At 72.5% G+C, this 25,852-nt stretch carries 27 protein-coding genes and 3 riboswitches; of the genes, 17 read left to right on the forward strand and 10 right to left on the reverse strand.

From position 1 onward, the window contains the following. Positions 1-36 precede the first annotated feature (36 nt). The 5 genes from AB0K17_RS08915 to metE all read right to left on the reverse strand — a co-directional run bounded on the left by AB0K17_RS08915 (position 37) and on the right by metE (position 6,424). Positions 37-702: an HAD family phosphatase gene (locus AB0K17_RS08915; protein WP_365982590.1), complete on the reverse strand. Its 666-nt coding sequence runs from the start codon at positions 700-702 to the stop codon at positions 37-39. Between the two features lie 8 nt (positions 703-710). Further along, positions 711-1,373 carry a LysE family translocator gene (locus AB0K17_RS08920; protein WP_365982591.1) on the reverse strand — a complete coding sequence of 221 codons (663 nt, stop codon included), beginning with the start codon at positions 1,371-1,373 and terminating at the stop codon, positions 711-713. Positions 1,374-1,464: 91 nt separating this feature from the next. Beyond that, positions 1,465-3,099 (reverse strand): alpha/beta hydrolase, encoded by a 1,635-nt coding sequence (locus tag AB0K17_RS08925; RefSeq protein WP_365982592.1) that lies wholly within the window; start codon positions 3,097-3,099, stop codon positions 1,465-1,467. 391 nt (positions 3,100-3,490) lie between these two features. Further along, on the reverse strand, positions 3,491-3,976 hold the full coding sequence (locus AB0K17_RS08930) for a hypothetical protein (RefSeq protein WP_365968172.1): 486 nt from the start codon (positions 3,974-3,976) through the stop codon (positions 3,491-3,493). Positions 3,977-4,099: 123 nt separating this feature from the next. After that, the gene (gene metE / locus AB0K17_RS08935; protein WP_365982593.1) at positions 4,100-6,424 is read right to left on the reverse strand and encodes a 5-methyltetrahydropteroyltriglutamate--homocysteine S-methyltransferase; all 2,325 of its coding nucleotides are present in this window, start codon (positions 6,422-6,424) and stop codon (positions 4,100-4,102) included. A gap of 190 nt (positions 6,425-6,614) precedes the next feature. Beyond that, positions 6,615-6,775, reverse strand: a riboswitch (cobalamin riboswitch). 194 nt (positions 6,776-6,969) lie between these two features. Between metE and AB0K17_RS08940 the strand changes: the two genes are divergently transcribed. Beyond that, positions 6,970-7,503 (forward strand): hypothetical protein, encoded by a 534-nt coding sequence (locus tag AB0K17_RS08940; protein ID WP_365982594.1) that lies wholly within the window; start codon positions 6,970-6,972, stop codon positions 7,501-7,503. 17 nt (positions 7,504-7,520) lie between these two features. Here AB0K17_RS08940 and AB0K17_RS08945 read toward each other — a convergent pair whose 3' ends face one another. Beyond that, positions 7,521-8,201 (reverse strand): hypothetical protein, encoded by a 681-nt coding sequence (locus AB0K17_RS08945; RefSeq protein ID WP_365982595.1) that lies wholly within the window; start codon positions 8,199-8,201, stop codon positions 7,521-7,523. A 458-nt stretch (positions 8,202-8,659) separates the two neighbouring features. Continuing rightward, positions 8,660-8,841, forward strand: a riboswitch (cobalamin riboswitch). Positions 8,842-9,060: 219 nt separating this feature from the next. Here AB0K17_RS08945 and AB0K17_RS08950 point away from each other — a divergent pair. From AB0K17_RS08950 to AB0K17_RS08970, 5 genes are read left to right on the forward strand one after another with little or no spacing between them, the layout of a single operon-like run. Beyond that, entirely contained in the window at positions 9,061-10,560 is a 1,500-nt protein-coding gene (locus AB0K17_RS08950) for a CoA-acylating methylmalonate-semialdehyde dehydrogenase (protein WP_365982596.1), read from the forward strand. Between the two features lie 5 nt (positions 10,561-10,565). After that, positions 10,566-11,744, forward strand: coding sequence for an acyl-CoA dehydrogenase family protein (locus AB0K17_RS08955; RefSeq protein ID WP_365982597.1), 1,179 nt, complete (start codon positions 10,566-10,568; stop codon positions 11,742-11,744). Beyond that, positions 11,741-12,820 carry an enoyl-CoA hydratase/isomerase family protein gene (locus AB0K17_RS08960; RefSeq protein ID WP_365982598.1) on the forward strand — a complete coding sequence of 360 codons (1,080 nt, stop codon included), beginning with the start codon at positions 11,741-11,743 and terminating at the stop codon, positions 12,818-12,820. The genes AB0K17_RS08955 and AB0K17_RS08960 overlap by 4 nt, the downstream gene beginning before the upstream one ends. Beyond that, complete coding sequence (gene mmsB, locus AB0K17_RS08965) at positions 12,817-13,758, forward strand: 3-hydroxyisobutyrate dehydrogenase (RefSeq protein ID WP_365968165.1); 942 nt, start codon at positions 12,817-12,819, stop codon at positions 13,756-13,758. The genes AB0K17_RS08960 and mmsB overlap by 4 nt, the downstream gene beginning before the upstream one ends. Continuing rightward, the gene (locus AB0K17_RS08970) at positions 13,755-14,546 is read left to right on the forward strand and encodes an enoyl-CoA hydratase (RefSeq protein WP_365968164.1); all 792 of its coding nucleotides are present in this window, start codon (positions 13,755-13,757) and stop codon (positions 14,544-14,546) included. Before mmsB ends, AB0K17_RS08970 begins: the two co-directional genes overlap by 4 nt. 76 nt (positions 14,547-14,622) lie before the next feature. Here AB0K17_RS08970 and AB0K17_RS08975 read toward each other — a convergent pair whose 3' ends face one another. Together AB0K17_RS08975 and AB0K17_RS08980 are read right to left on the reverse strand one after the other, a co-directional pair. Then, positions 14,623-15,387, reverse strand: coding sequence for a CbtA family protein (locus tag AB0K17_RS08975; RefSeq protein WP_365968163.1), 765 nt, complete (start codon positions 15,385-15,387; stop codon positions 14,623-14,625). A gap of 21 nt (positions 15,388-15,408) precedes the next feature. Further along, positions 15,409-15,633 carry a CbtB-domain containing protein gene (locus AB0K17_RS08980; protein WP_365968162.1) on the reverse strand — a complete coding sequence of 75 codons (225 nt, stop codon included), beginning with the start codon at positions 15,631-15,633 and terminating at the stop codon, positions 15,409-15,411. Positions 15,634-15,675: 42 nt separating this feature from the next. Further along, positions 15,676-15,809, reverse strand: a riboswitch (cobalamin riboswitch). A 111-nt stretch (positions 15,810-15,920) separates the two neighbouring features. On the opposite strand from AB0K17_RS08980, the gene AB0K17_RS08985 reads away from it, so the two are divergent. The 7 genes from AB0K17_RS08985 (at position 15,921) to AB0K17_RS09015 (ending at position 21,674) form a co-directional block, all read left to right on the forward strand. Next, positions 15,921-16,469, forward strand: a complete 549-nt coding sequence (locus AB0K17_RS08985; protein WP_365968161.1) for a histidine phosphatase family protein — start codon at positions 15,921-15,923, stop codon at positions 16,467-16,469. A 73-nt stretch (positions 16,470-16,542) separates the two neighbouring features. After that, complete coding sequence (locus tag AB0K17_RS08990; RefSeq protein ID WP_365968160.1) at positions 16,543-17,508, forward strand: YihY/virulence factor BrkB family protein; 966 nt, start codon at positions 16,543-16,545, stop codon at positions 17,506-17,508. Next, on the forward strand, positions 17,505-18,062 hold the full coding sequence (locus tag AB0K17_RS08995) for a phosphatase PAP2 family protein (protein WP_365968159.1): 558 nt from the start codon (positions 17,505-17,507) through the stop codon (positions 18,060-18,062). Before AB0K17_RS08990 ends, AB0K17_RS08995 begins: the two co-directional genes overlap by 4 nt. A 258-nt stretch (positions 18,063-18,320) precedes the next feature. Continuing rightward, on the forward strand, positions 18,321-19,019 hold the full coding sequence (locus AB0K17_RS09000) for a DUF4142 domain-containing protein (protein ID WP_365982599.1): 699 nt from the start codon (positions 18,321-18,323) through the stop codon (positions 19,017-19,019). Positions 19,020-19,045: 26 nt separating this feature from the next. Next, the gene (locus AB0K17_RS09005; protein WP_365982600.1) at positions 19,046-19,606 is read left to right on the forward strand and encodes a class F sortase; all 561 of its coding nucleotides are present in this window, start codon (positions 19,046-19,048) and stop codon (positions 19,604-19,606) included. A 195-nt stretch (positions 19,607-19,801) separates the two neighbouring features. After that, complete coding sequence (locus AB0K17_RS09010) at positions 19,802-20,305, forward strand: CAP domain-containing protein (protein ID WP_365982601.1); 504 nt, start codon at positions 19,802-19,804, stop codon at positions 20,303-20,305. Positions 20,306-20,489: 184 nt separating this feature from the next. After that, complete coding sequence (locus AB0K17_RS09015; protein ID WP_365982602.1) at positions 20,490-21,674, forward strand: acyl-CoA dehydrogenase family protein; 1,185 nt, start codon at positions 20,490-20,492, stop codon at positions 21,672-21,674. A gap of 85 nt (positions 21,675-21,759) precedes the next feature. Here the strand turns inward: AB0K17_RS09015 and AB0K17_RS09020 are convergent, their stop codons facing one another. Continuing rightward, complete coding sequence (locus AB0K17_RS09020; protein ID WP_365982603.1) at positions 21,760-22,113, reverse strand: zinc ribbon domain-containing protein YjdM; 354 nt, start codon at positions 22,111-22,113, stop codon at positions 21,760-21,762. Between the two features lie 69 nt (positions 22,114-22,182). Here AB0K17_RS09020 and AB0K17_RS09025 point away from each other — a divergent pair, with 69 nt between their 5' ends. The 3 genes from AB0K17_RS09025 to AB0K17_RS09035 all read left to right on the forward strand — a co-directional run bounded on the left by AB0K17_RS09025 (position 22,183) and on the right by AB0K17_RS09035 (position 24,483). Then, entirely contained in the window at positions 22,183-22,866 is a 684-nt protein-coding gene (locus AB0K17_RS09025; protein WP_365982604.1) for a hypothetical protein, read from the forward strand. 248 nt (positions 22,867-23,114) lie between these two features. After that, on the forward strand, positions 23,115-23,570 hold the full coding sequence (locus AB0K17_RS09030) for a cyclic nucleotide-binding domain-containing protein (RefSeq protein ID WP_365982605.1): 456 nt from the start codon (positions 23,115-23,117) through the stop codon (positions 23,568-23,570). A 220-nt stretch (positions 23,571-23,790) separates the two neighbouring features. Then, a complete protein-coding gene (locus tag AB0K17_RS09035; RefSeq protein WP_365982606.1) occupies positions 23,791-24,483 on the forward strand; it encodes a pyridoxamine 5'-phosphate oxidase family protein in 693 nt (230 codons plus the stop codon). A 59-nt stretch (positions 24,484-24,542) separates the two neighbouring features. On the opposite strand, the gene AB0K17_RS09040 is transcribed toward AB0K17_RS09035, so the two are convergent. Continuing rightward, positions 24,543-25,451, reverse strand: a complete 909-nt coding sequence (locus AB0K17_RS09040) for a nuclease (RefSeq protein WP_365982607.1) — start codon at positions 25,449-25,451, stop codon at positions 24,543-24,545. Positions 25,452-25,690: 239 nt separating this feature from the next. On the opposite strand from AB0K17_RS09040, the gene AB0K17_RS09045 reads away from it, so the two are divergent. Beyond that, positions 25,691-25,816 (forward strand): hypothetical protein, encoded by a 126-nt coding sequence (locus AB0K17_RS09045; protein ID WP_344435466.1) that lies wholly within the window; start codon positions 25,691-25,693, stop codon positions 25,814-25,816. Positions 25,817-25,852: the final 36 nt, after the last annotated feature.

Raw genomic sequence — 25,852 nt, forward strand, 5'->3', positions numbered from 1 at the left:
ATCCCGCATGGGCTGCGCATGCGCGGAGGGGCGGCGTCAGGTGGGGAGCGCCCCGGCCCAGGTCTGCAGGGCGGGGTCGGCCAGGCTGGTGCCCAGCCAGTCGTGGTCGAGGGTGGCTCCCTCGAGGGAGGGTACGACCGCGACGTACAGTCCGGCGGCGCGGGCCGCGGCAATGCCCGTCGCGGAGTCCTCGAAGGCGACGGAGCGCCGCGGGTTCGCGCCGAGGGCCTCGCATGCCGTGAGGTAGAGCTCCGGGGCGGGCTTGGGGGAAAGGACCTCGTCGGCGGCGAAGGAGTGGGGGAAGAAGTCGGTCAGGCCGGCCGACCACAGGGCGGCGTCCAGCAGTTCCCGGGGGCTGTTGCTGGCGACGGCGACGGGGACGGCGGCCCGGCAGGCGCGCACCAGCTCGACCGCGCCGGGCAGGGCCTCGGCGCCCCGGGCGAGCTCCCGGCGGACGCGTGCGAGGAGGTCGGCGGCGATGTCGGCACCGGCGTCGGGGCAGCCGAAGTACGCGGCCATGGCCTCCGCGGCGGACTCCAGGGTGCGGCCGACGACCAGGGCCTTCTGTGCGGGGCCGAAGGGGTGGCCGTGCGCTGCGAAGACGGCTGTTTCGGCAACGGTCCAGCGGGATTCGGTGTCGACCAGCAGCCCGTCGCAGTCGAAGACGACGGCGTCGGGGCGGGCGGGGAGCGGGTGGTTCATGGGGGTCCTCACTGGCCGAGTGCGAGCCGGATGCCGAAGGCGGCGATGACGGTGCCGGTGACGCGGTCGAGGAAGCGCCGGGCCGAGGGTCGTTGCAGGCGGTCCCGGAGCAGGTGCGCGAAGGCGATCAGCGCGCAGGACCAGACGAGGGCCAGGGCGACGTGCACGCCGGCCAGGAGGACGCCGGAGACGAGGTGCGAGGCGCCGGCGGGCATGAACTGCGGCAGTACGGCGATGTAGAAGGCGCCCATTTTCGGGTTGAGGAGGTTGGTCACCAGCCCTTGCCGCCAGCCGCCGAGCAGGGTGTCGCCGGCGCCCGTCCCGGCGCCGGCCGCGTCCTCGGCGTCCGCCGGCTGCGGGCTTTCGCCCGGCGAGCGGCGCCGCCAGGTGGCCCACAGCAGCTTGCCGCCCATCCACAGCAGGTACGCGGCTCCGGCCCACCGCAGCGTCTCGTACGCGAGGTGGGAGGCGGTCAGGAGAGCGGTCACGCCGAGCGAGGTGAGCACGCCCCAGACCAGCGTGCCGCTCTGTATGCCGAGGACCACGCCCCAGGCGCGACGGCGGTGGCCGAGCGCGGCGGTGCGCAGGATCAGTGCGGTGTCCAGTCCGGGGGTGAGGGTGAGGAGTCCCACGATCAGGGTGAAGGCCCCTATGGCGTTCAGGGTGATCATGAGCGATCACCCTAGGTCGGGACACCTTCCGGGTCCACAATTCCTGCCCGGAATCGGGCAGGAATCGGGGAGTTGGGTGCGGTCGCTCCGCTTACCGGACGCCGCGGACGGCCTCGGGATGCGTGGGCGGGAGCGCGGTGGGCGCCTGGGCCTTCAGCGCGGCGGGGGGCGGGGTGACGTAGACCGGGGCCGGATCGGGCTGGGGGGCGCAGGTCTTGGCGATGAAGCCCTTGCCCGCCGGGAGGCTGCCGTCCCGCAGGTACGCGGTGAAGGTGCCGTCCAGGCAGGAGTTGCCGCGGAAGAGGATCTCGTGGAAGCTGCCGCCGTTCTGGACGACGAGCTTGGAGCCGGGCAGCGCCTTGTGCATGGCAACGCCACCCTCGTACGGGGTGGCGGCGTCCTCGGTGGCCTGGAAGAGCAGGACGGGCGGCAGGCCCTTGCCGGTGATCTTCAGCCGGCCGGCCTGGTTGCCCTGGTAGGGCCAGAACATGCAGGCGGCGTTGTACCACATGTTGTTGTAGGTGTAGAAGGGCGCGACGGCGTCGACCGCGGCCTGGTCCTTCTTCCAGAACTCCCAGTCGCGAGGCCAGGCGTTCTCCGTGCACTGGACGGCGTTGTACGCCGGGAAGGTGCCGTCGTCGGCGCCCGGGGCCGCGTACGTGTTGTAGGCGATCTGCAGCGGCCGGGTGTCGTTCTTGGTGACGTAGGCCGACAGGACGGTCGCCATCCGCGGCCAGCGCAGGAAGGTGTAGCCGCCGCCGTAGAAGGTGTCCTCGAACTCGGCGGGCCCGATCCTGCCGGGTGCCGGCGCCGCGTCCACCGGGTGGCTGCGCAGCGCCTCCTCCACCTGGTAGTACGTGCGCTTCACGGCGGCGGCGTCGGTGCCGAGGTGGTAGACGGAGTCGGCCTTGGCGGTCCACGCCGCGAAGGCGTCGAAGCGCCGCTGATGCTCCTTGTCCTGCAGGATGTTGTGGTCGTACCAGCTGATGGTGGGGCCGACGATGCTGTCGAGCACCATCCGGCGCACGTGCGAGGGGAAGAGCTCGCCGTACGTCGAGCCGAGGGTGGTGCCCCACGACCCGCCGTAGAAGTTGATCTTCTTGACGCCGAGGGCCCGCCGGATGCTGTCCATGTCGCGGGCGTTGTCGACGGTGGTCATGTGCGGCAGGAACCAGCTCCAGTTCGCGGCGCAGTCGGCGGCGTACTTGGCCGACTTCTCCAGCCACGCCTTCGAGGACCCCTTGGCGACCTGGTAGTCCGGCCGTTCGCCGTCGAAGTAGTGGGCGTCGCAGGTGACATGCGGCTCGCTGGCGTTGGTGCCGCGGGGATCGAAGCCGATCCAGTCGTAGGTGGAGGCGACGTCCTGCGGGATCTTCCCGGAGATGGAGACCGGCATCCACAGGCCGGAGTCGCCGGGCCCGCCGGGGTTCAGCAGGATCGGCCCCTGCTGCCTGCTCTTGGGCGCGGTGGCCGGGAGCCGGTTCACCTTGATCTTGATTTTCCTGCCGTCGGGGTGCGCGTAGTCCAGCGGCACGTCGAGCATCGCGCACTGCAGCGCGGGGGTGGCCGGGTCGTTGCAGGAGATCCACACGAGCTTCCCCTGCCCCGTGTCCTGCTCCACCTGCCCCGCCTGCCCCACCGGTGAGGACGAGGAGGCGGGAGTGACGCTCGCGAGGATGCCGCCCATGGCAACGAGGGCCGTCAGCACGGCTCTTGCTCTTCTCATGAATGAATGATGTGACATGTAAAATGTCACACACCGCGCTTCTGAGGTGGGTGTTACCCAACCGTGACTGCCGCCGCCGCGTCGCCCGGTCCTCGACCCCGATCCCGGCCCCGGGAAGGGATTCCGCGCGGAGGGCGGGCGCCAGGAGGCCGCGGTGGCCGCGAGCTCCGCGCCGTCGGGGTCCTGGGGACGCCGGGGCGTGTACGCGCGCAGGGGTGCGAGCAGCCGCCCGGCCCAGGCCGCCGGCTCGGGCCCGATCACCAGGACGGGGTCGCGCGGCCGGCGCCAGGACGAGGAGGTGGTCGGCCTACACCGGGCACGACACCAGCCACGCCCCGCGTACCAGCCCGTCGCACTGGCGTGCCAGGACCGCCTGAGCGGACCGGTCGGGTCAGCGGTCGGTGGCTGCCGCCCGGCCGCGCAGGAGGAGGTTCTGGGTGCCCAGGCCGAACGCCACGTACGCGTACAGGGACGCCGTTCCCAGCAGTCCGGTGCCGGCCGCATGGTCGATCCACAGGCCCAGTGCGATGTGCGCGCACACCGAGGCCAGCCACAGTGCGGTCGTGGCCGCCGTCCCCTTGCGGAGCACCACCCCCTCGGGGTCGCGCCAGACGCGTACGGTCCGGGACCTGGCCGCGCCGAAGCCCGTCGCGACGACGAAGCTCACCACCAGCAGGGCGATGGGCAGCGCGGTCAGGGGGCGGTCCTTGACGACGGAGAGGACACCGAAGGCGAGGCCCGCGACGCCCAGGACGGCAAAGATCACCGGTGCTATCAGGGAGCCGATGCGCCGTATCGGACGGGGGCGCAGCTGCTGCAGCACCACCAGGCCCACGATCACCACGGCCATGACGAAGCCGCCGTTCGTACTGTGCATGTGTCCACTCCCCCATCGCGGCGCCGCCCCCGTGCGGCCACGCCGTACCGCACTATTGTGCGTGACGCCCGGACCGGCACCGGCACTCGGGCGCCGGCTGCCGGTGCCGTCCAGGACGGGGCGTCAGGAGGCCCTGTGCTCCACTTCCTTGCGCACCTCACCGGCCGCCGCCACCAGGTTCTCCAGGGAGGCGCGGACCTCGGGCCAGCCGCGCGTCTTCAGGCCGCAGTCCGGGTTGACCCACAGGCGGTCCGCGGGAATCGCGGTCAGGGCCGTGCGCAGCAGCTCCGCCGCCTCGCCCGCACCGGGCACGCGCGGCGAGTGGATGTCGTACACCCCCGGCCCGACCTCGCGCGGGTATCCCGCCGTGGCCAGCTCGGCGGCGACCTGCATGTGCGAGCGGGCGGCCTCCAGGCTGATGACGTCGGCGTCGAGGTCGTCGATGGCCGCCAGGATGTCGCCGAACTCGGCGTAGCACATGTGGGTGTGGATCTGGGTCTCGGGCCGGACGCCGCTCGTGGCCAGGCGGAAGGCCTCGGTGGCCCAGGCGAGGTACGCGGCGTGGTCGGCGGCGCGCAGCGGCAGGGTCTCGCGCAGGGCGGGCTCGTCCACCTGGATCACCGACGTGCCGGCGGCCTCCAGGTCCTCGACCTCGTCGCGCAGGGCGAGGGCGACCTGCCGGGCGGTGTCGGCCAGCGGCTGGTCGTCGCGGACGAAGGACCAGGCGAGCATGGTGACGGGCCCGGTGAGCATGCCCTTGACCGGGCGCCGGGTGAGCGACTGGGCGTAGCGGGTCCAGCGGACGGTCATGGGCTCGGAGCGGGAGATGTCGCCGGCGAGGATCGGCGGGCGGACGTAGCGGGTGCCGTAGGACTGCACCCAGCCGTGCCGGGTGGCCAGGTAGCCGGTGAGCTGCTCGGCGAAGTACTGCACCATGTCGTTGCGCTCGGGCTCGCCGTGCACGAGGACGTCGATGCCGGTCTTCTCCTGGAAGGAGATCACTTCGCGGATCTCCGCCTCGATGCGCTCCTCGTAGGCCGCGGTGCCGATGCGTCCGGCGCGCAGGTCGGCGCGGACGGTGCGCAGCTCGCCGGTCTGGGGGAAGGAGCCGATGGTGGTGGTCGGCAGGGGCGGCAGACCCAGGTGGGCGCGCTGGGCGGCGGCCCGTTCGGCGTACGGGTGGAAGCGGTGGGTGTCGGCGGCGGTGACGGCGGCGGCGCGGGCGCGCACCGCCGGGTCCCGGGTGATCGCCGAGTGCGTGCGGGAGGCGAGGTCGGCGCGGTTGGCGGCGAGTTCAGCGGCGATGGAGTCGGTGCCGTGGGCGAGGCCCTTGGCGAGGGTCGCGACCTCGCGGGCCTTCTGGCGGGCGAAGGAGAACCAGCGGACGATCTGCGGGTCGATGTCCCGCTCGGCGGTGGCGTCGAGGGGGACGTGCAGCAGGGAGCAGGAGGCGGCGACGTCGACCCGTTCGGCGAGACCGAGGAGGGTGCCGAGGGTGGCCAGGGACTTCTCGAGGTCGTCGATCCACACGTTGCGGCCGTTGACGACGCCGGCGACCAGGCGCTTGCCGGGCAGGCCGCCGACGGCCGCGAGGTCGTCGAGGTTGGCGGCGGCGGAGCGGGTGAAGTCCAGGGCGAGGCCCTCGACGGGGGCCTTGGCCAGGACGGGCAGGGCCTCGCCGAGGCGGTCGAAGTAGGAGGCGACCAGCAGCTGCGGGCGGTCGGTGAGGGCACCGAGCTCGCGGTAGGCACGGGCGGCCGCGTTCAGCTCGGCCGGGGTGCGGTCCTGCACGAGGGCGGGCTCGTCCAGCTGGACCCACGCGGCGCCGGCGGCCCGCAGATCGGCGAGGACCTCGGCGTACACGGGCAGCAGCCGCTCCAGCAGGGTGAGCGGCTGGAAGCCGGCGGCGACGTCGGGCGCGGGCTTGGCCAGCAGGAGGTAGGTGACCGGTCCGACGAGGACGGGGCGGGCGTCGAGGCCGAGCGCGAGGGCCTCCTTCAGCTGCGTGACCTGCTCGGTGGAGTCGGCGGTGAAGACGGTGTCGGGGCCGAGCTCCGGGACGAGGTAGTGGTAGTTGGTGTCGAACCACTTGGTCATCTCCAGCGGTGCCACCTCCTGGGTGCCGCGGGCCATGGCGAAGTACCCGTCCAGGGCGTCGGCGGCGACGGCGGCGCGGTGCCGGGCGGGGATCGCGCCGACCATGACGCTGGTGTCCAGGACGTGGTCGTAGTACGAGAAGTCGCCGGTCGGCACCTCGTGGATGCCGGCGTCGGCGAGCTGCAGCCAGTTGGTGCGGCGCAGCGCGGTGGCCGTCCGGCGCAGGGCGTCGGCGGTGACCCCGCCCTTCCAGTAGCCCTCGATCGCCTTCTTCAGTTCACGGCCCTGCCCCTGGCGGGGGTAGCCGTGCACGGTGGCGTGTGCTGCCGCGGCTGCGGACGTGCTGGTCACGGAACTCTCCTTCGCGAGTTTCTTCCGGAAAGCCCGGTGCGTGAGGAGGGCGCGAAGGGGTGACGACAGGCCCGCCCGGGACACCACCGTCGTAGCGTGTGGCTGTCCGCTGCGGTACGCCTGTGTACGCCGACCCGCCCTCGAGGTCACCGGGATGGCCGCGCACGAACGCTCGCACGCGGGCAGCGGCAGGTCTTCGGACTCGCGGGCACGCCTGCCGGGAAGAACACCTCCCGGCGGACACCTACTGGCCGTCGCTTCCCGGGCCCGTACGGACCCAGTGCGTATGACGGCGGTCGTTCCCGCTCACCGCTGCGGGGCAGTCCCGGATTCCCACCGGGTTCCCTCTTACGACGCCTCCCGCCTGGCGGACGGGGCGAACCAGCTGCACCGCCACCCTAGAGGCAGAAGCCCCTTGGCGCACAGGGTTGTTCGTATGCCGGTCACGGACGACGGCGGATCGGCCGGCCGCTCCTTGTCGGGAGCATGCCCAGCTGAGGGGTAGGCTCCGGCGGGCACGAGGAAAATGCTGCTGGGGAGACGACATGAAGCGCCGGGCACTGTGGACGGCTGCCGTGGGAATACTGGCCCTGGCCGGCTGCGCCGACTCGGGCCAGTCCCTGGAATTCGGCGAGAAGGCGACCGTCGCCGGCGACAGGAGCGGTTCCGTCGGCGTGACCGTCGTACGCGTGGAAAAGGGCAGCCACGCCGACCTCTCCCTGCTCCAGGACGCATCGAAGTACTCGGGCAAAACCCCTTACTACGTCCGCTTCAAGCTCACGAAGACGGCCGAGGGAAACGACAACGACGAGACCTCGCACTTCGAGGTGTGGAGCGACGGCAAGCGCCTGACGGAGCTGATCGTCCTCCCCTCCATGGAAGCCACGGGCGACCCGACCGAACCCCTGACCACCGGCCACTTCGACAAATGCGTCGGGGCCGACCACACCACGTTCAAGGAAGCCCCCACGGGAGCGAGCGTCGGCGGCTGCGCCGTCTTCGTCGCACCCGACGACGCGAAGGCACCGTCCACCGTCACATGGACACGGCGCAGCGAGACGCTCGCCACCTGGAAGTAGCCGCCCGCTACCGGGTATCACACGAGCAGGTCGGGTTCGTCGCCGTCCGAGGGCCAGTGCGCGAATTCGGCGACCTTGTTGACGTCGACGGTCTGCGCGGTGGGCGGGGTGGCGCTCGGGACCGGTCGGTCCCAGTCGGTGAAGGTCATCTCGTAGGAGTCGCGCCCTTCATGAACGATACGGACGGGGTAGGGCTTGCCCTCTGCGGCCACGTAGACCGCGTTGCGCGCCCGCCGGTCGGTGATGGGCACGACCTCCATGTCTTTGATCCTGATCGGCTCCCCTTTGACGGTCAGTACATCGAAGGGCGCGTACCCTCGACCGACGTCCTGCAGCCGGTGGAAGTCACAGCTGGCCGCGATGGGCTTGAGCCAGGGGCTGGTGGTCGTGCCGTGGAGGTACAGATCTGTGAACTTCTCCATGCCGTCGGCCCCGACATGCGTGCGTAACCAGCTCTGGTCCGGGCGCACCCAGATGTCGTTGCCCTGCTTGATGACGTCGGCTGCGCCGCTGCCCGAGCTGACCTTGCCGGCACAGTTGCCCTTGACGTCCACGGCCAGGTCCACGGTCATGCCCTCCTGCTCCGCCGCCGAGGCGGTGGTCATGGTGATGTGCATGGAGGATGCCGCGGCCAGCTCGTGCAAGGCCTTGTCGGCTATCTCCTTGGCGGTCAGGGTGCCGAGCCGCCGCTCCGGCATGCCGGTCGCCGTGGCACGGGGCCTCCTTCTTGCCGCCGTCGCCACAAGCCGAGAGCCCCATGGCGGCCACGGCCACACAGGCGACCGTCAGAGCAGCGCCGTACTTCCTCGACATCCAGACCTCATCCTTGATGCTTCGCAACGGGTGAACGCGGAGGAAACCGCCCGCGCAGGGGACGCTCCCGATGTGATCACACAACGGGGGAAAACAGTATGGGATTTGTCTGTACCGGCTGCCGGATTCCCGAAGGCGAGGGCCCATGGATCTCCGTTCCACGACTGCTCGTTCCGATAGTGCGACACACGAGGTGTGGCGGGTTCCCGCTGCCGATGCCCGGGCGGGGTACCGGGCCCTGTGGTGGAGCGTCGGGCCGGCCGGGGAGCTCGCGGTCCTGCTGGTCCATCTCCCGAGGGGCGGCTGCCCGACCACCCGTGGGCTGGACTTAGTAGGACGTCCAACTATATGTTCGGGGCAAGGCCCGCGGTGCAGGGAAGCCGGTGCGAATCCGGGACGGTCCCGCCACTGTGACCGGGGAGTGTGCCGTCGAGTAGCACGCCACTGACGCGAGGCGCGTCGGGAAGGCGGGCGGCATGCGGTGATCCGGGAGTCAGGATACCGGCCGCGGGATGTTCCGTGTTGTCCACGAGGATGGAGCAGACACGCATGGCACCGGTCCGTACCCACGACCCGGGATCCCCGGCGGAGCACGCGGGCACGCCCGCACGTTCGTAACGCTCCCCTCGATCCCCTGGCCTTCGCGTCCCACGGCCCGCCGCAGCGGCGCGTGCACCTCGCCCGGTGCCGTCCGCCGGCCCGCCGTGCCGTCCTCGGATCCCCATCGACGGGAGCAGGCTGTTCATGGTCCGCGAACTGACCCATTTCATCGGCGGCAAGCACGTCCACGGAACGTCGGGGCTCTTCACCGACGTGTACGACCCCAACACCGGTGCCGTCCAGGCCAAGGTGCCCCTGGCCGGGCGGGAGGAGACCGCGTTGGCGATCGCCGACGCGGCGGCTGCGCAGCCGCAGTGGGCGCAGTGGAACCCCCAGCGTCGCGCCCGCGTCCTGCTGCGGTTCCTCCAGCTGGTGGACGGTGAACGCGACGTGCTCGCGCGGCTGCTCTCCGCCGAGCACGGCAAGACGGTCGCCGACGCGCACGGCGACCTGCAGCGCGGCCTGGAGGTCGTGGAGTTCGCCGCCGGCATCCCGCACCTGCTCAAGGGCGAGTTCACCGACAATGCCGGCACCGGCATCGACGTCCACTCGCTGCGCGCCCCGCTCGGCGTCATGGCGGGCATCAGCCCGTTCAACTTCCCCGCGATGATCCCGCTGTGGCAGGCCGCGCCCGCCATCGCCTGCGGCAACGCCTTCGTCCTCAAGCCGTCCGAGCGCGACCCGTCCGTGCCACTGCGGCTCGCGGAGCTGTTCGTCGAGGCGGGGCTGCCGCCGGGCGTGTTCAACGTGGTCAACGGCGGCAAGGAGGCGGTCGGCACGCTGCTGGAGGACGCCCGCGTACAGGCCGTCGGCTTCGTCGGCTCCACCTCCGTCGCCGCGCACGTCTACGCCACCGCAGCGGCGCACGGCAAGCGTGCCCAGTGCTTCGGCGGCGCCAAGAACCATCTGATCGTGATGCCGGACGCCGACCTCGACCAGGCCGTCGACGCGCTGATCGGCGCCGGCTACGGTTCCGCGGGCGAACGCTGCATGGCGATCTCCGTGGCCGTCCCCGTCGGCGAGGAGACCGCCGACGCGCTGGTCGCCCGGCTCAAGGAACGCATCGGTTCGCTGCGCATCGGCCGCAGCGACGACCCGGACGCCGACTTCGGCCCCCTGGTCGGCCGCGACGCCCTCGACCGTGTGCGCCGGTACGTCGACATCGGCGCCACGGAGGGCGCCGAACTCGTCGTGGACGGGCGCGGCTTCGTCCTGCCCGGGCACGAGAACGGCTTCTTCGCCGGACCCTCGCTCTTCGACCGCGTCACCCCCGCCATGCGGATCTACCGTGAGGAGATCTTCGGCCCGGTGCTGTGCGTGGTCCGCGCCGCCGACTACGAGGAGGCGCTGCGGCTGCCCAGCGAGCACCCGTACGGCAACGGCGTGGCGATCTTCACCCGGGACGGGGACACCGCCCGCGACTTCACCCGCCGGGTCACCGCCGGCATGGTCGGCGTCAACGTGCCGATCCCGGTGCCCGTGGCATACCACACCTTCGGCGGCTGGAAGCGGTCCGGCTTCGGCGACCTGAACCAGCACGGACCGGACGCCGTCCGCTTCTGCACCCGCACCAAGACCGTCACCTCGCGCTGGCCCTCCGGGGTCAAGGAGGGCGCGAGCTTCACCCTGCCGACGATGGGCTGACGCCGATGACGACCGCCACCCGGACGAACACCGCCCTGTCCGGCACTTTCCTGACGGACGACCAGCTCGCCATCGCCGAGACGACGCTCGACTTCGCCGAGGAACACCTCGCCCCGCACGCCGTCGCCTGGGACCGGGACAAGCACTTCCCCGTCGACGTCCTGCGCAAGGGCGCGGACCTCGGCCTCGGCGGCGCCTACGTGCGCGAGGAGTCCGGCGGCTCGGGCCTGACGCGCTCCGACGGCGTCCTGGTCTTCGAGACACTGGCCACCGGCTGCCCCTCACTGGCCGGCTACCTCTCCATCCACAACATGGTCGCCTGGATGATCGACCGCTACGGCGACGACGCCCAGCGCAGGCGCTGGCTGCCGGCGCTGTGCGCCATGGAGGCGCTGGGCAGCTACTGCCTGACCGAGCCGGGCGCCGGCTCCGACGCCGCCGCGCTGCGCACCCGCGCCGAGCGCGACGGCGACCACTACGTCCTGACCGGTGTCAAGCAGTTCGTCTCCGGCGCGGGCGCCTCCAAGGTCTACGTCGTCATGGCCCGCACCGGCGAGGACGGCCCGCGCGGCATCTCGGCCTTCGTCGTCGAACGCGGCGACGCGGGGGTCTCGTTCGGCCCGAACGAGAAGAAGATGGGCTGGAACGCCCAGCCCACCCGCCAGGTGGTCCTCGACGGCGTCCGCGTGAGCGCCGACCGCCGCCTCGGCGCGGAGGGCGACGGCTTCCGCATCGCGATGAACGGGCTCAACGGCGGCCGGCTCGGCATCGCCGCCTGCTCCCTCGGCGGCGCCCGCAGCGCCCTGCACCGGGCGCTGGCCCACCTCGCCGACCGCGAAGCCTTCGGCGCGCCGCTGCTGGACGCGCAGGCGCTGCAGTTCCAGCTGGCCGACATGGCCACCGAACTGGCGGCGGCCCGCGCCCTGGTCCGGCAGGCGGCGGAAGCCCTGGACCGCGGCCTGCCGCAGGCCGCGCAGCTGTGCGCGATGGCCAAGCGCTTCGCCACCGACACCGGCTACGAGGTCGCCGACCGCGCCCTGCAACTGCACGGCGGTTACGGCTACCTCAGCGAGTACGGCATCGAGAAGATCGTCCGCGATCTTCGGGTGCACCGCATCCTGGAAGGAACGAACGAGATCATGCGTCTGATCGTGGCCCGGGACCTGACGGGCGGCCGGCGATGACGGCCCCCGGCGACACCGACGTCCTGCTGCGCACCGAGGGCCTCGCGGCGTACCTGACCCTCAACCGGCCCCGCGCCCTCAACGCCCTCACCCACGCCATGGTGACCCGCATCGACCAGGCCCTCGCGGAATGGGAGAAGGACCCCGCCGTCGAGACGGTGGTCCTCACGGGGGCGGGCGAGCGCGGGCTGTGCGCGGGCGGTGACATCCGTGCCATCCACGAGGACGCCCGCACCGGCGGCGGCCGCGCCTCGGCAGAGTTCTGGCGGGACGAGTACCGGCTCAACGCCCTGATCGCCCGCTACCCCAAGCCGTACGTGGCCGTCATGGACGGCATCGTCATGGGTGGCGGCGTCGGCGTCTCCGCCCACGGCAGCGTACGGATCGTCACCGAACGCTCCCGCGTCGCCATGCCCGAGACCGGCATCGGCTTCGCGCCCGACGTCGGCGGCACCCACCTCCTCGGGCTCGCCCCCGGCGGCCTCGGCACCCACCTCGCCCTGACCGGTACGGCGGTGGGGGCGGCCGACGCCCTGCTGTGCGGGCTCGCCGACCACTACGTACCGTCCGACCGGCTGCCGCACCTGGTGGCCGACCTCGCGCTCGCCCCCGTGCACGAGGTGCTCCCCCGGTACGTGTGCCAGGCGCCGCCCGGTGTGCTGCAGGCGCAGCGGGAGTGGATCGACCGGTGCTACGCGGCCGACACCGTCGAGGAAATTGTGGAGCGGTTGCGTGCCGAGGCCGCCCCCGCGGCCGGCGAGGCCGCCGCGACCCTCCTCGGCCGGTCCCCCACCGCCCTGAAGGTCGCCCTCGCCGCTCTGCGGCGCGCCCGGGCGCTGGGTCCGCTGGAGCGGGTCCTGGAGCAGGAGTACCGCATCTCCTGCGCGGCGCTGTCCTCGCACGACCTGGTCGAGGGCATCCGGGCCCAGGTCGTCGACAAGGACCGCACGCCGCGGTGGTCCCCCGCCACGCTCGCCGAGGTCACCGCCGCGGACGTGGAACGGTACTTCGCCCCGCTCGGCGCCTGCGAGCTGCGCCTGGCCCCCGCCGACGAGGCCCGGGAGGTGCCGTGGTGAGCAGCACCGTCGCCTTCATCGGCCTGGGCCGCATGGGCGGCCCCATGGCCGCCAACCTCGTCCGGGCCGGGCATCGCGTCACGGGGTACGACCTGGTGCCCGAACTGCTCGCTGCGGCAGCGGGGACCGGCGTACGCGCCGCGCCGTCCGCGACGCAGGCCGTTGCCGGCGCGGACGTGGTGATCACCATGCTGCCCGCCGGACGGCACGTCCTCGCCCTCTACCGCGACGAAGGGTTGCTGGCCGCTGCCGGGCCCGGCACGCTGTTCGTCGACTGCTCCACCATCGACGTCGCCGACGCCCGCGCCGCGCACGAGGCGGCGCTCGCCGCCGGGCACCGGGCCCTCGACGCCCCCGTCTCGGGTGGGGTCGTGGGGGCCGAGGCCGCCACGCTGACGTTCATGGTGGGCGGCGAGGCCGCGGACTTCGCCGCCGCCGAGGCGCTGCTGCTGACCATGGGCGGCAAGGCCGTGCACTGCGGCGGCGCCGGCGCGGGACAGGCCGCGAAGATCTGCAACAACATGGTCCTGGGCATCTCGATGATCGCGGTCAGCGAGGCGTTCGTCCTCGGCGAGAGCCTCGGCCTGAGCCACCAGGCCCTGTTCGACGTGGCCTCCACGGCCTCCGGGCAGTGCTGGGCCCTGACCACCAACTGCCCGGTGCCCGGGCCCGTTCCCGGCAGCCCCGCCGACCGCGCGTACGCGCCGGGCTTCGCCGCTCCCCTGATGGCCAAGGACCTCGCCCTCGCGGCGAACGCGGCCCGTACGGGCGGCGTGGACGCCGAACTGGGCCTGCGGGCCGCGCGTCTGTTCGCCGAGTTCGCCGAGGGCGAGGGCGCCGCCCAGGACTTCTCCGGCATCATCCACGCCGTCCGCCGGCGTTCGGACCGGCCGGCCCCGCGGAACGACAACGCCCAGCAGAACGGACACACACCATGACCGGGACCACCGGCCAGGCGTACGAGACGATCCTCGTCGAGCGCACGGGCCGCACGGCCCTGCTGACCCTCAACCGGCCGAAGGCGCTCAATGCCCTCAACCTGCAGGTGATGAGCGAGGTCGTGGCGGCGACCGAGGCCCTCGACCGCGACCCGGGCATCGGCTGCATCGTCGTCACCGGCTCGGAGAAGGCCTTCGCGGCCGGCGCCGACATCAAGGAGATGCGGCCGCAGGGCTACATGGACATGTATCTCAGCGACTGGTTCACCGCCTGGGACCGGCTCGGGCAGCTGCGTACGCCCACCGTCGCCGCCGTGTGCGGCTATGCGCTGGGCGGCGGGTGCGAGCTCGCCATGCTCTGCGACATCCTGCTCGCCTCCGACACCGCCGTCTTCGGCCAGCCCGAGATCAAGCTCGGTGTCGTCCCGGGCATCGGCGGCTCCCAGCGGCTGACCCGTGCCGTCGGCAAGGCCAAGGCGATGGAGCTGTGCCTGACCGGCCGCACCATGGACGCCGCCGAGGCCGAGCGGGCCGGGCTGGTGTCCCGGATCGTGCCGGCCGGGGATCTGCTGGCCGAGGCGCTCGCGGTCGCCGCGACCGTGGCGCAGATGTCCGCCCCGGTGGCCATGATGGCGAAGGAGGCCGTCAACCGCGCCTTCGAGACCACCCTGGCGGAGGGCGTCCGTTTCGAGCGCCGCCTCTTCCACGCCGTGTTCGCGACCGCGGACCAGAAGGAGGGCATGGCGGCGTTCGTCGAGAAGCGGCCGCCGGAGTTCACGCACCGCTGAGGGGCGTGCCTGCCGCCCGCGGTAAGGGGCTCGTCGCCAAGGCGACGAGCCCCTTACCGAACGTCGACCGGCCGGATCAGCCGATCGCGGCGGGAGAGCCCGCCCCCTCGGTGCCACGCCGGCCCGGGGCCGCGGCGGCGCCCAGGACCCGCTCGGCGAGGTAGCCGAAGAACAGGCCGAAGGCGGCCCAGAGGGTGCACTGGATGGCCAGTGCCGCGAGGCGGAACTGCCACAGCACGGTGGCCGGGAAGTCCTTGGGCACCTCGTTGACGGCGGGCAGGAAGGCGTAGGCGAGGCCGATCACGACGAGGAACGCGGCCGAGGCCGCCACCGTGGCGTACCAGGCGCCCAGGCGTGGAGCCAGCCGCCTGCCGAGGATGACCGCGGCCACGCTCAGCAGGACGCTGAGCGCGATCATCAGGAAGTACAGCGTGGTGCGCTTGGCGATGGTGTCCGGGTCGCCGACGGACGGCGGGTTGGCCGGGTACTTCAGGAACGGCACCACGTAGACGGCCAGCAGGGCACCGCCGGCGACCAGCGCCGCCGTCGCACGAGGGCCGAACCGGCCGATGCGGCCCAGCGCCACGCAGAACGCCAGGGCGGCCACGCCGCCGATCGCGACGCCGTAGAGGAGGACGCCGGTGGCGAGGCCGGCGGTGGACTGCAGACTGCGGCTGACCAGTTCCTCGCCGTGGTCGTGGCTGTGGGCCTCCTCGAAGGCGATGGCCGCGTCCACATGGGGTTCGCCCAGCAGATAGGCGACGACCAGGGCGAGGACGCCGGCCGCGAGGCCGGCGAGCATGCCGCGTACGAGCAGGGCCCGTACGGAGACGGAATTCACGTCACGTTCCTCCTGCCGTCGTCAGTGGCAGGGGAAACCGAGCAGGTGGCGTCCGTCGTGCACCCACTCGTGCACGTCCTCGCCGGAGAAGAGGGCGGTGGCTCCCTGCTCGGCGCCGACGAAGTACAGCAGGATCAGCATGAGGACGCCGAAGAAGACGGCCCAGGGGGCGATCGCCTTCAGGGAGATGGGGGTGATCGCCGGTGCGGCGGAAGAGCTGGATGCGGGGGCAGCGGAGTGCGCCATGGCCAAACCTCCTGGAGGGAACACGCGTCCCGGGCGTAGGGGTGCCTGAACGACGGTGTGCGGGTCTGACTTCCGGGCTTGCGTCCGGGTACACAGTGGCGCGACCGTGCCGGACTCTCACCGGCTTCCGTCACCCCGTCGTCATGTCCACGAGACCGTACCGCTTATCGGCCAAGATGACTACGGAGTGCGCCCCGGCCCCGTGCGCCCCCGGCAGTAGGCGCCATGGTCTGCTGGGAGCCGGGATGTCGACAGAGCGAGGGGGAGACAGAGTGACCGTGCGGGTGATGTTCGTATCGCCGGCGATGAACGCGGCACTGCGGCAGGCACGGTTCGACGACGGAGCCGCTGTCGAACCCGCCGGCCTGGCGAAGGCCCGCACCGCCGCCGCCACCCTCCCCCGGGCCGACCGGTACGGCTGCGCCCCCTCCCTCCGCTGCCGGCAGACGGCGACCGCGCTCGGGCTCGACACCGAACCGGTGGCCGAGCTCGGCGACCTCGACGTGGGCCGCTGGAAGGGGCGGTCGCTGGAGGAGGTCGCCGGTTGCGAGGCGGATTCCGTGACCGCCTGGCTGTCGGATCCCGACGCCGCCCCGCACGGGGGCGAATCGGTGTCGGCGCTGGTGGAGCGGGTGGGCGGCTGGCTCGAAGGAGCATCCGCAGGAAGTGGCCGGATCCTGGTGGTCGCGGAACCTGCCGCCGTCCGGGCCGCGATGGTACACGCACTCGGCCTGCCCCTGCCTCTCTTCTGGCGGCTCGATGTGGCCCCGATGACGCTGACGGTGCTCACGGGGCGTGCGGGACGCTGGAATCTGCAGTGCGGACAGCCGCTGTGACGGTGGGCACTCCAGCCCCCACGCGCCGGTGCCCAGCCGGTTTCATGGCGGGCGGACGGGTCATCCGCCTGGTATGGGGCGAGGGCGAGGCGGACCAGGCGAGGACCGGTACGAGCGGCCGACCGGGCTGCCCGCACGGTCGTGGTGGAGGGTCCTGCGGCGTACCGTCGGCGAGTTCCAGGACGACGAACTGGCGGACCGTGCCGCCGCCCTGACCTATTACGGGGTTCTGTCCCTCTTCCCCTCCCTGCTCGTCCTGGTCTCCGTCCTGGGGGCGGCCGGGCGGCAGACCACCGAGAAGATGCTGACCGCCTTTCAGCGTCTGGCTCCCGGGGCCACCCGGGAGGTGGTCACCGGCGCGGTGCGGCAGTTGCAGGGCGGGGTGGGGCTCGGTTCCGTCCTGGCGGTGGTGGGTCTGCTGGGAGCGGTGTGGTCGGCCTCGGGGTACATCGCGGCGTTCATCCGGGCCTCGAACGCCGTCTACGACCTGCCCGAGGGCCGGCCGGTGTGGAAGCTGACACCGCTGCGTCTGGTACTGACGGTGGTGATGATGGTGATGGCCTGTGCCAGTGCCCTGATCGTGGTGTTCACCGGCACGCTCGCCCACCGGGTGGGCAGCGCCCTCGGCGCAGGCGAGGCGGCCCTGACGGTGTGGTCGTACGGGAAGTGGCCGGTGCTGGTGCTGCTCGTCACCGCCATGATCGCGGTGCTGTACTGGGCGGCGCCGAACGTCCGGGGGCGGGGCCTGCGCTGGATCACGCCCGGCAGCATCCTCGCCCTGGCCCTGTGGATGGCCGCCTCGGCGGGCTTCGCGCTGTACGTGGCGAACTTCGGCTCGTACAACAAGACGTACGGCAGTCTGGCCGCGGTCATCGTCTTCCTGGTGTGGCTCTGGCTCAGCAACCTCGCCATTCTGCTGGGCCTGGAATTCGACGCGGAGCTCGCCCGCGAGCGCGCCGCCCTCGGCGGTCACCCACCGGACGAGGAACCGTACGTCGAGCCACGGGACACCCGCACCTGGGACGAGCAGGACACGTGAACGTGCAGCGGCTGGAACGACGCCTGACCCGCCGCCTGGCCTCGTACGACGCCGCGCCCGTCCGGCGGGCGCGGACGCTGGTCGGGGAGGCGGCCGAGCACACCCGGCTGTGGTGGGCCGCAGCGGCCCTGATCGCCGCCACCGGCGCACCGCGGGGCGTGCGGGCGGCGGGCAACGGGCTGCTGGCGATGGGCGCGGCGGAAGTCGCCGCCAACACCGTGGTCAAACCGCTGTGGCGGCGGCGCCGGCCGCCGGAGGAGCTGATCCCGCACGACGGCGTGCACGACCGTCCCGACAGCCCGTCCTTCCCCTCCGGCCACACGGCGGCCGCCACGGCCTTCACCGTCGCCGTGGCCCGGGTGTGGCCGCGGGCCGGCGCCCTGTGCGCGGTCCCCGCGGCCCTGGTGGCCCTGGAACGGGTGCACAGCGGCGCCCACTACCCCAGCGACGTCGTCGCCGGCGCGGCCCTCGGCGCGGCCGCCGCCTGGACCGCCCGCCCGGCACCGTGGCTGCGCGCGGCACTGCGCGCCCGGGTGCGCAAGGCCCTCGCGTAGGACGACCCGGCCGGCGCCGGCCTGGACCGTGTTCGTCCTGCTCGTCGTCGCCACCGTCGTCCTCATCCTCGCCCTCGCCCTCGTCCTCGTCCTCGTCCTGCTGACGGCCCTCGGAGTGGGAGGCGACTGAAGTGCACCGTCCGGGTGGAATCCATGGGCCGATCGCATGAGATCCGGGGCCCGGCACGTGTGACGAGCCCCGGCGTTGGCACCCGGTCGTCTCCCCGCGTTCTGCGCAGACGAACGATTGGAGCCACCATGAGGAGCCGACAGTGGGCGGCGGCCGCCGTCACCGTTCTGGCGACGTGCACCGCGACGACCGGCCCCGCCCACGCCGAGGGCGCCCCGGGCCCGACGGACGGCGCCTTCCTCAAGACCGTGCACCAGGGCAACCTGGCCGAGATCGAGGCGGGCAACGACGCGCAGCACAACGCCACCACCGCGTGCGTGAAGGACGCCGGCGCCATGTTCGTGCGCGACCACACCAGGATGGACGGCGACGTGAAAGCGCTGGCGGGCTCGCTCAGGATCGCCCTGCCCGGCGGCCCCACGGCCGAGCAGAAACAGCAGTTGGCCGGCATCCGCGCCAAGGCGGGGACGAAGGCGTACGACAGCGCCTGGCTGTCCGCGCAGGCCGAGAACCACCGCGCGACCCTGGCCCTGATCGACGAGCAGATCGCGTCCGGGCGCAACGCCCGGATCACCGCGGCCGCCAAGGCGGCCCGCCCGGTCGTGGCCATGCACCTCGGCCGCGTCAGCGGCGGTGTCTGCCACGGCCAGGCGCCGGTGCGCACCGTCCCCGCGGGGGACGGCGGCATGGCCGCCGGCGCGGACGCCTACGGGGAGACGGTCACCGCGGTGGCCGGCGGCGCGGCGCTCGGCGGCACGCTCCTGGCCTGCGGCACCGTCCTGGTCCTGCGGAGGCGCCGTACGAGGGCGGCCTCCGTGCGACGCTGAGCACTCTGCGCGGCGGCCGCCTGGCGGTGTGCCTGGCCGGCGCGGTCGCCGTGGCCCTGGCCGCGGGGGCGCCCCAGCCCGCGGGTCCGTTCTACGGGCTGCCGCCGGCGGTCGGGCGGACGGTGGTGCGCGGCGAGGAGGCCCCGTCGCCTCCCGCCTTCGTGGAGGTCCGGGGCCGCTTCGGGGCGCCGGTGGTGCCGGTGGCCGCCGACGCCGACGGGGCGCTGCAGGTCCCGCCGTCGCCGGACACCGTCGGGTGGTGGGCGCTGGGCGCACGGCCGGGTGCCGCCGAGGGGACCGTCCTGCTGGCCGGGCACGTCGACTCGCGCGACCGGGGTTTGGGCGCGTTCGCCGGGCTGTACGCCGTCCGGCCGGGCGCCCGCGCCGTGGTGACGGGCGCGGAGGGCCGCCGGCACGCGTACGTCATCGTCGCGCGCCGCACCTACCGCAAGGAGGAGCTGCCGCGCGACCTGTTCTCCGGTGCCGGAAGGGCCCGCCTGGCGCTGGTCACCTGCACGGGTACGTACGACCGCGCCCGGCACCGCTACGCGCAGAACCTGGTCCTGTTCGGGGAACCGGCCCGGTAGCGCGCTCCCCTCGACCGGCGTGCCCCGGGCTCCGGTACGGCTTCCCCCGCACCCGGGGCGCGGCACGGGCCGGCGGTGCGCACCTGCGGAAAGTGCGCCTCCCGAGCTTCGGAACGCCGGTTAACCGCACGGGTGCTGCCGCGGATCCTGGAGCCTCCGGCAAGGAGTCGGCCTGGCGACCTCCGGGAGTAGCCCGTGCGTCCATTCAAAGCGGTCCGTGCCCTGCGTCTGGCGTCGATCACGCTCGCCACCACCGCCGTCGGCAGCCTGGCGTGGTCGTCCCCCGCCCAGGCGGCAGCCGCCCGCGCCGGCAGCGTGGAGTCGCTCCGGCAGCAGGTCGTCGACCTGGTCAACGTCCAACGAAGGGCTGCCGGTTGTTCCCCCGTGCGCCTCAACGCCCAGTTGACGGCCGCCGCCCAGAAACACGCGGACGACATGGCCCGGCGCCACTACTTCAGTCACACGGCCCCGGACGGCACCGACCCCGGCAAGCGGATATCCGCGGCCGGCTACCGTTGGGCGTCCTACGGCGAGAACATCGCCTACGGTCAGAAGACGCCCGCTTCCGTGATGAACGCCTGGATGGACAGCGAGGGCCACCGCGAGAACATCCTCAACTGCTCCTTCGAGGAGATCGGCGTCGGCGTCAGCACGGCGCCCGACGGCCCCCTGTGGACGCAGGACTTCGGCAGCCGCTAGCCCTTCGAAGGCGTCCCGCGCCGGCGGCCTCGCCATGCACATGCATCGGCGAGCAGTGCTGGGCAGGAAGGCCGGCCGGAATGACGCGCGGACACGTCCCTTCCCCCGCGCCTGCATGATCGTCCATGCTGCCCGTGCAGCGCGCGCCGGCGCGCTCCGGCACCGCGGCATGGAGGACATCGCAATGACGACAAGCGACAGCAGCACGACACTGCCCGAACGGGCCGCCGCGCTCGTCGACCTCCTGCGCCGCAACGCCGCCCGGACCGAGGAGGACCGGCGCGTCACCGAGGAGAACATCGAGGCCCTCGCCGACGCGGACCTGTTCCTGCTCACCGTTCCCCGGCGGTTCGGCGGCCACCAGACGAGCATCCGCACCCTCCTGGAGGTGAGCGCCGAGCTCGGCCGCGGCTGCGGTTCCACCGCCTGGTTCACCGCCCTGGTCAACGTCTGCGGCTGGGTCGTCGGCCTCTTCCCGGAGCGCGCGCAGCGCGAGGTGTACGGGGAGGGCCCCGGCGCCCGGGTCTGTTCCGTTCTGACGCCGGGTGGCACCAGCAGGGCGGCGGGCGAGGGGCAGGTCGTCACCGGGCGCTGGCCCTTCGCGTCCGGCTGCCTGGACGCACAGTGGGCGCTGCTGGGCACGCCGGTCACCGGCGCGGACGGCGAGCAGCCGGACCGGGGCGTGGCGTTGGTGCCGCTGGCCGAGCTGACGGTCGAGGACACCTGGCACACCGTGGGGATGCGCGGGACGGGCAGTCACACGCTCGTCGCCGAGGACGCGTTCGTGCCCGGTCACCGCATCCTGTCGCTGACCGGAGCGCTGCGCGGCGAGTACCCCACCGAGTTCACGGACGAAGCCCTGTACCGCTCCGCGTTCGTGCCGGTGCTCTCCTCGGTGCTGGTGGGCCCCCAACTGGGCATGGCCCGCGGCGGACTCGAGCTGGTGACGGCGTCCCTCGGCAAGGGACGTCCCCTGTCGCACACGTTCTTCGCGCAGGCCCGCGCAGCCTCCTCGACCCAGATACAGCTCGCCGAGGCCGCCCAGCTGATCGACACCGCCGCGCTGCACCTGATGCGCGCGGCGGACGACATCGACGGCTGGGCGGCGAGCGGCAGAGCCATGCCGCTGCTGGACCGGGCCCGCGTCCGCATGGACACCGCCACCGCCGCCCGCCGCTCGCGCGAGGCACTGGACATCCTGCTCACCCTCCACGGCGCCGGCAGCTTCGCCGAGGCCAACCCGCTGCAGCGCCTGTGGCGCGACCAGGAGACCGCGAGCCGGCACGCCATGACGAACCCGGCGGTCGCGAGCGAGCTGTACGGCCGGGCCCTGCTCGGCATCGAGGAGCAGATCACCCCGCTGATCTGAGCCCTTCCGGGAGCGTCAGCAGCCGGCCGGCAGGGTCTCGAAGGTGCCCCGGTCCTCGACCTCTGCGGGCGCGGACGGGGTGCGGTCAGGCCTTCTTGACGACGCTGGACTTGAGGTGCATCTGGCCGAATCCGTCGACCTTGCAGTCGATGTCATGGCCGTCCGGGCCGTCCACGAGACGGATGTTGCGCACCTTGGTGCCCGCCTTGATACCGGTGGGGTGGCCCTTGACCTTCAGGCTCTTGACCACCGTGACGGTGTCGCCGTCGGCCAGAACATTGCCGACCGCGTCCCGGACGACCTTGTCACCGGTCTCTTCCGCGGCCTCGGCGGGCACGGGCGTCCACTCGTGGCCGCACTCGGGGCACACCAGGAGCGCGCCCATCTCATAGCTGTACACGCCACCGCATTCGGGGCACGGCGGAAGGTTCTCGTTCACAGGGACATTCTAGATCCGGCCACCAGGCCTGCCGACCGGCAATGGGCGCGGCGTGGATAGCATCGACGGATGCTCTTCGGGAGGAACACCAGCACCGAGCCGCCCCTGCCGGTGGTCGACTGGCGGAACATCGACCGGTTCGTGATCGACATCGTCGAACGGGAGAGCGGGCCCGGCCGCAAGCGGCCGGTGCTCGGCGGCAACGCGATCCGCGTCCCCCGCCGCGAGGGCTCGGTGCGGGTCAATCCCCCCTGCGCCTTCGTCGGTTCCGGCACGGTCGGTGTGCGCGACACCGGGAACGTGGTCTACGCGGACCCGGAGCGACAGCGGGTCCTGTGCCGCATCGACCGGGTGGCGGGAGAAGGCCGCGGCGAGGAGCGGCGCCATGTCGTCCGCGACGCGCAGGACGGCGAGATCGGCGTGATACGCCGTGTGCCGCCCTCGAACCACCTGGTCCGCCACACCTGGCGCATCGAGCAGCCGGGACACCCGGAGATCGTGGGCCGCAACAAGTGGACGGCGATGCCACGGCAGGACGTACCGGCCCGTGCGCTGGGCACGCTCCTTGGCGGAGTGCTCGATTCTGCGCTGTCCCTGGGCGCCGAGGGGGATGACCGGCCCCGGGAGCGGACGTTGCTGTGGCTGGCGGACGAGGTGGAGGTCATGCAGTCCACCGGGCAGGACTTCCGCATCAAAGCCGCATGGCTGGACCGCCGCCTGGCCTTCGCGGTGGCGTGCCTGGGAGACCGCTGAGACCGCCTCCCGCTGTCCGGCCGGACTCGGTCCTCTGTGTGGTGGTGCGGGGAGAGGCGCGGCGGGTCCCCCGCCGGAGCACGGCCCGCCTCAGCCCCTCTCCCGGCCCGCTCGGGGTGCGGGGTGCCGGGGGTGTCGTCAGGCTGGGGGTACAGGAGCGCCTTTCGAGCAGCGATGCAGCGAGCAGCGGGAGCCAGCATGTCCTCCGTCACGGCACCACCGCCCGCCCGCACGGACGGGGCGTCGTCGTGAAGCGCACCGGTGTGCTGGCCGCCCTTCCCGAGGAGCCGCGGGAGCGGCTGATGGCGCTGAGCCGCGAGGTGACGTTCGATGTGGGCACGCGCATCTTCGACGAGGGCGGCAGGGCCGACCGCTTCTGGGTCATCCGCACCGGCAACATCGAGCTCGACATCCACGTGCCCGGCCGCCGTGCCGCGGTCGTCGAGACCCTCGGTCCGGGGCGGATGCTGGGCTGGTCCTGGCTGTGTCCGCCGCACCAGTGGCACCTGGGGGCGGAGGCCGCGAGTCCGGTGCGTGCGTGGGAGTTCGGCGCGGCGGACGTGCTCGAACTGTGCGCACGGGACCCCGAGCTCGACCACGCCCTCCTGATGTACGTCATCGAGGTCATCGGCCGCCGCCTGCGTGCCGCCCGCACCCGGTTGCTGGACCTGTACGGCCCGTACGGCAGTGGGTCGCAGGAGTAACGGTGAGCCGGAAAAGACGCAGGTCGGAGCGGTAGCGCTGGGCCTGTGGGCGTGGTGTGATGGAAGTGGCGGGAGGACCCCGCAGGAGACGCGGGGAAGCGGCCCGCAGCCGTGCACCGCGCAATCCGGATCCGCGAGAAGTGGATGGGCCCTCCCGTCAGCATTCGGCGGCGCAGCACTGGCACGCGCCTTCGGCCTCTGGTCCCCTGGAGACAAGGCCGTGGACGTGGAGGTTCGGGTGATGCACAGTGACGGGCCCGGCCCCGATGGCCCGAGCGAGGACACGGTGGCCACGCGCTGTGCCGTACGCCGTGAGCAGCTGGGGCTGACGCGGGAGGACCTGGCGCGCCGCGCCGGGATGTCCGTCGCCTACCTGGGCCAGCTGGAGACCTTCAGCGGGGATTTCGATCCCGCCGCGCTCATGCGGCTGGCCGCGGCGCTGGAGATGCCGTACGACGACCTCGTCGGAGGCCCGCGCGATGCGCCCCCGGGCCGGCAGGGGGCCGCCGCGCACCCGCTGCTGGCGCAGCTCGCGGAGGAGGAGTGCTGGCGACGGCTCGGTACGCACGGCATCGGCCGGGTCGGGCTGAGCGCCGCCGGGGCCGCCCCCGTCGTCGTACCCGTGAACTTCCTGGTCGACGGCCGCAGCGTCGTCTACCGGACCGAGGCCGGCGGTACGGCGGCCCCGGCGGCGGGTGAGCAGGTGGCGTTCGAGGCCGACCACATCGACGAACATCTCAGCCGCGGCTGGAGCGTTCTCGTCACCGGAACGGCCGAACACATCACCGACACGGACACGGTGGAGCTCCTGGCCACCCGGCCGGGCGCCCGGCCCTGGGCCGGCGACGAGCGCGACCTGTGGGTCCGCATCCGGCCGGGCGAGGTGACCGGGCGCACGATCCACACCCGGTGAGGACCCGGTTGAGGCCCCGGTGAGGACCCGGCGAGGACCCGGCGAGGAACGTCACCCGCCTACTTCTCGACGAAGAGGATCTCCTCCGAGGGGTGGGTCATCCTCACGGTCCCGCCGTCGGAGATCTCGACGACGTTGTGGAGCCCGGTCACTTCGGGGGATTGACGATCGGACAGCAGGAAGAACTTGTCCGCCGCACCGCCCAAGTAGGCGGGCAGGCAGGCCAGAGAGGTGTTGCCCAGTGACAGGTACTCCTTCAGCCGCCGGAACAGCTTCGGGAGGATGACCGCGTCCGTGGTGATCGATGTCATTGCGGTGACCTTCGCCCCGGTGAGGGTCACGTCGCCCAGCGCGTCACCGGTGGTGTTCCACACGCCTTTGCCGGGTGCGGTCCTCGCGTGCACGGTGGCGGCGGTCAGCTCCCGGCGCAGCTCGGCGGGGAAGCCCGAGTAGAAGGTCGGATACGCGAGCCCCTCGCCGAGCAGGTGGTGGTTGGCCGTCTTCTTCAGCAGCGCCGGCTTGACGTCGATCTCGTAGCCGCTGGGGCCCGGTGGCGCGCCCCGGCCGACGAGGGCCACGCAGCGGCCGAAGATGTCGCTGCCGCGGGTGAGGACGAAGCCCGCGACCGTGTCGGGGGTCGCGGAGATCGTGTCGTGGCCGGACTCGGGGTCGAACGTGCGCCGGATGTCGTGGAAGCCGAGCCACGTCAGCAGCGCGTCCGTGGCGGCGTCGCCGAACTTCGGCGGCTGGCGCTCCTCCGCGCCGTAGTTGCCCGAGTAGTGCGTCTCCAGTGCGTCGATGCCTTCGAGGCGCACGTCGATGTGGCCGTCCTTCGCGGGCTGCAGCTTGTGGCAACCCTGGACGAGTTTCCATTCGCCGACGTAGTCCGGGATGAACGGGACGGTGTCCCCGTCGGGGCTGGTGCGGCCCGACAGATGGAACGATCCCTTGATCAGCAGCATGGGCATGGTGGCGGCTCCCACAAGCGCAGGGAAGAGAACCGGCCCCCTTCCATGCTGCGACCGCCCGGGCGCCACCGCCATCCGGGGGACGCCGCCGAACGCGGCGCCGGCGTCGATGCGGCGTTTATCCGGCGTGGATCGCGCGTAGAAGAGCGCTTCGTAGGTTGGCACTCGCCACCAGGGACAAGCCCCGGGGCCGCCGCCGGGGACGGGGGCGCATCGCACACGAAGAGGATGGAGTCGTCATGAACAACTTCGACGAGCTGTTCGAGCTGGACGTCATCGAGGTCGCCGCCACCGTCGAGGACGAGCAGGTCGAGGCCCAGGCCGCCACCGGCTCCTGGCCGTTCTACTGCAAGACCACCATCTGACGGTCGGTCCTGCGTTCTGGCACCACGCCCACAGGT

It is taken from the genome of Streptomyces sp. NPDC049585, from assembly GCF_040675615.1.
GTDB lineage: Bacteria > Actinomycetota > Actinomycetes > Streptomycetales > Streptomycetaceae > Streptomyces > Streptomyces luteosporeus.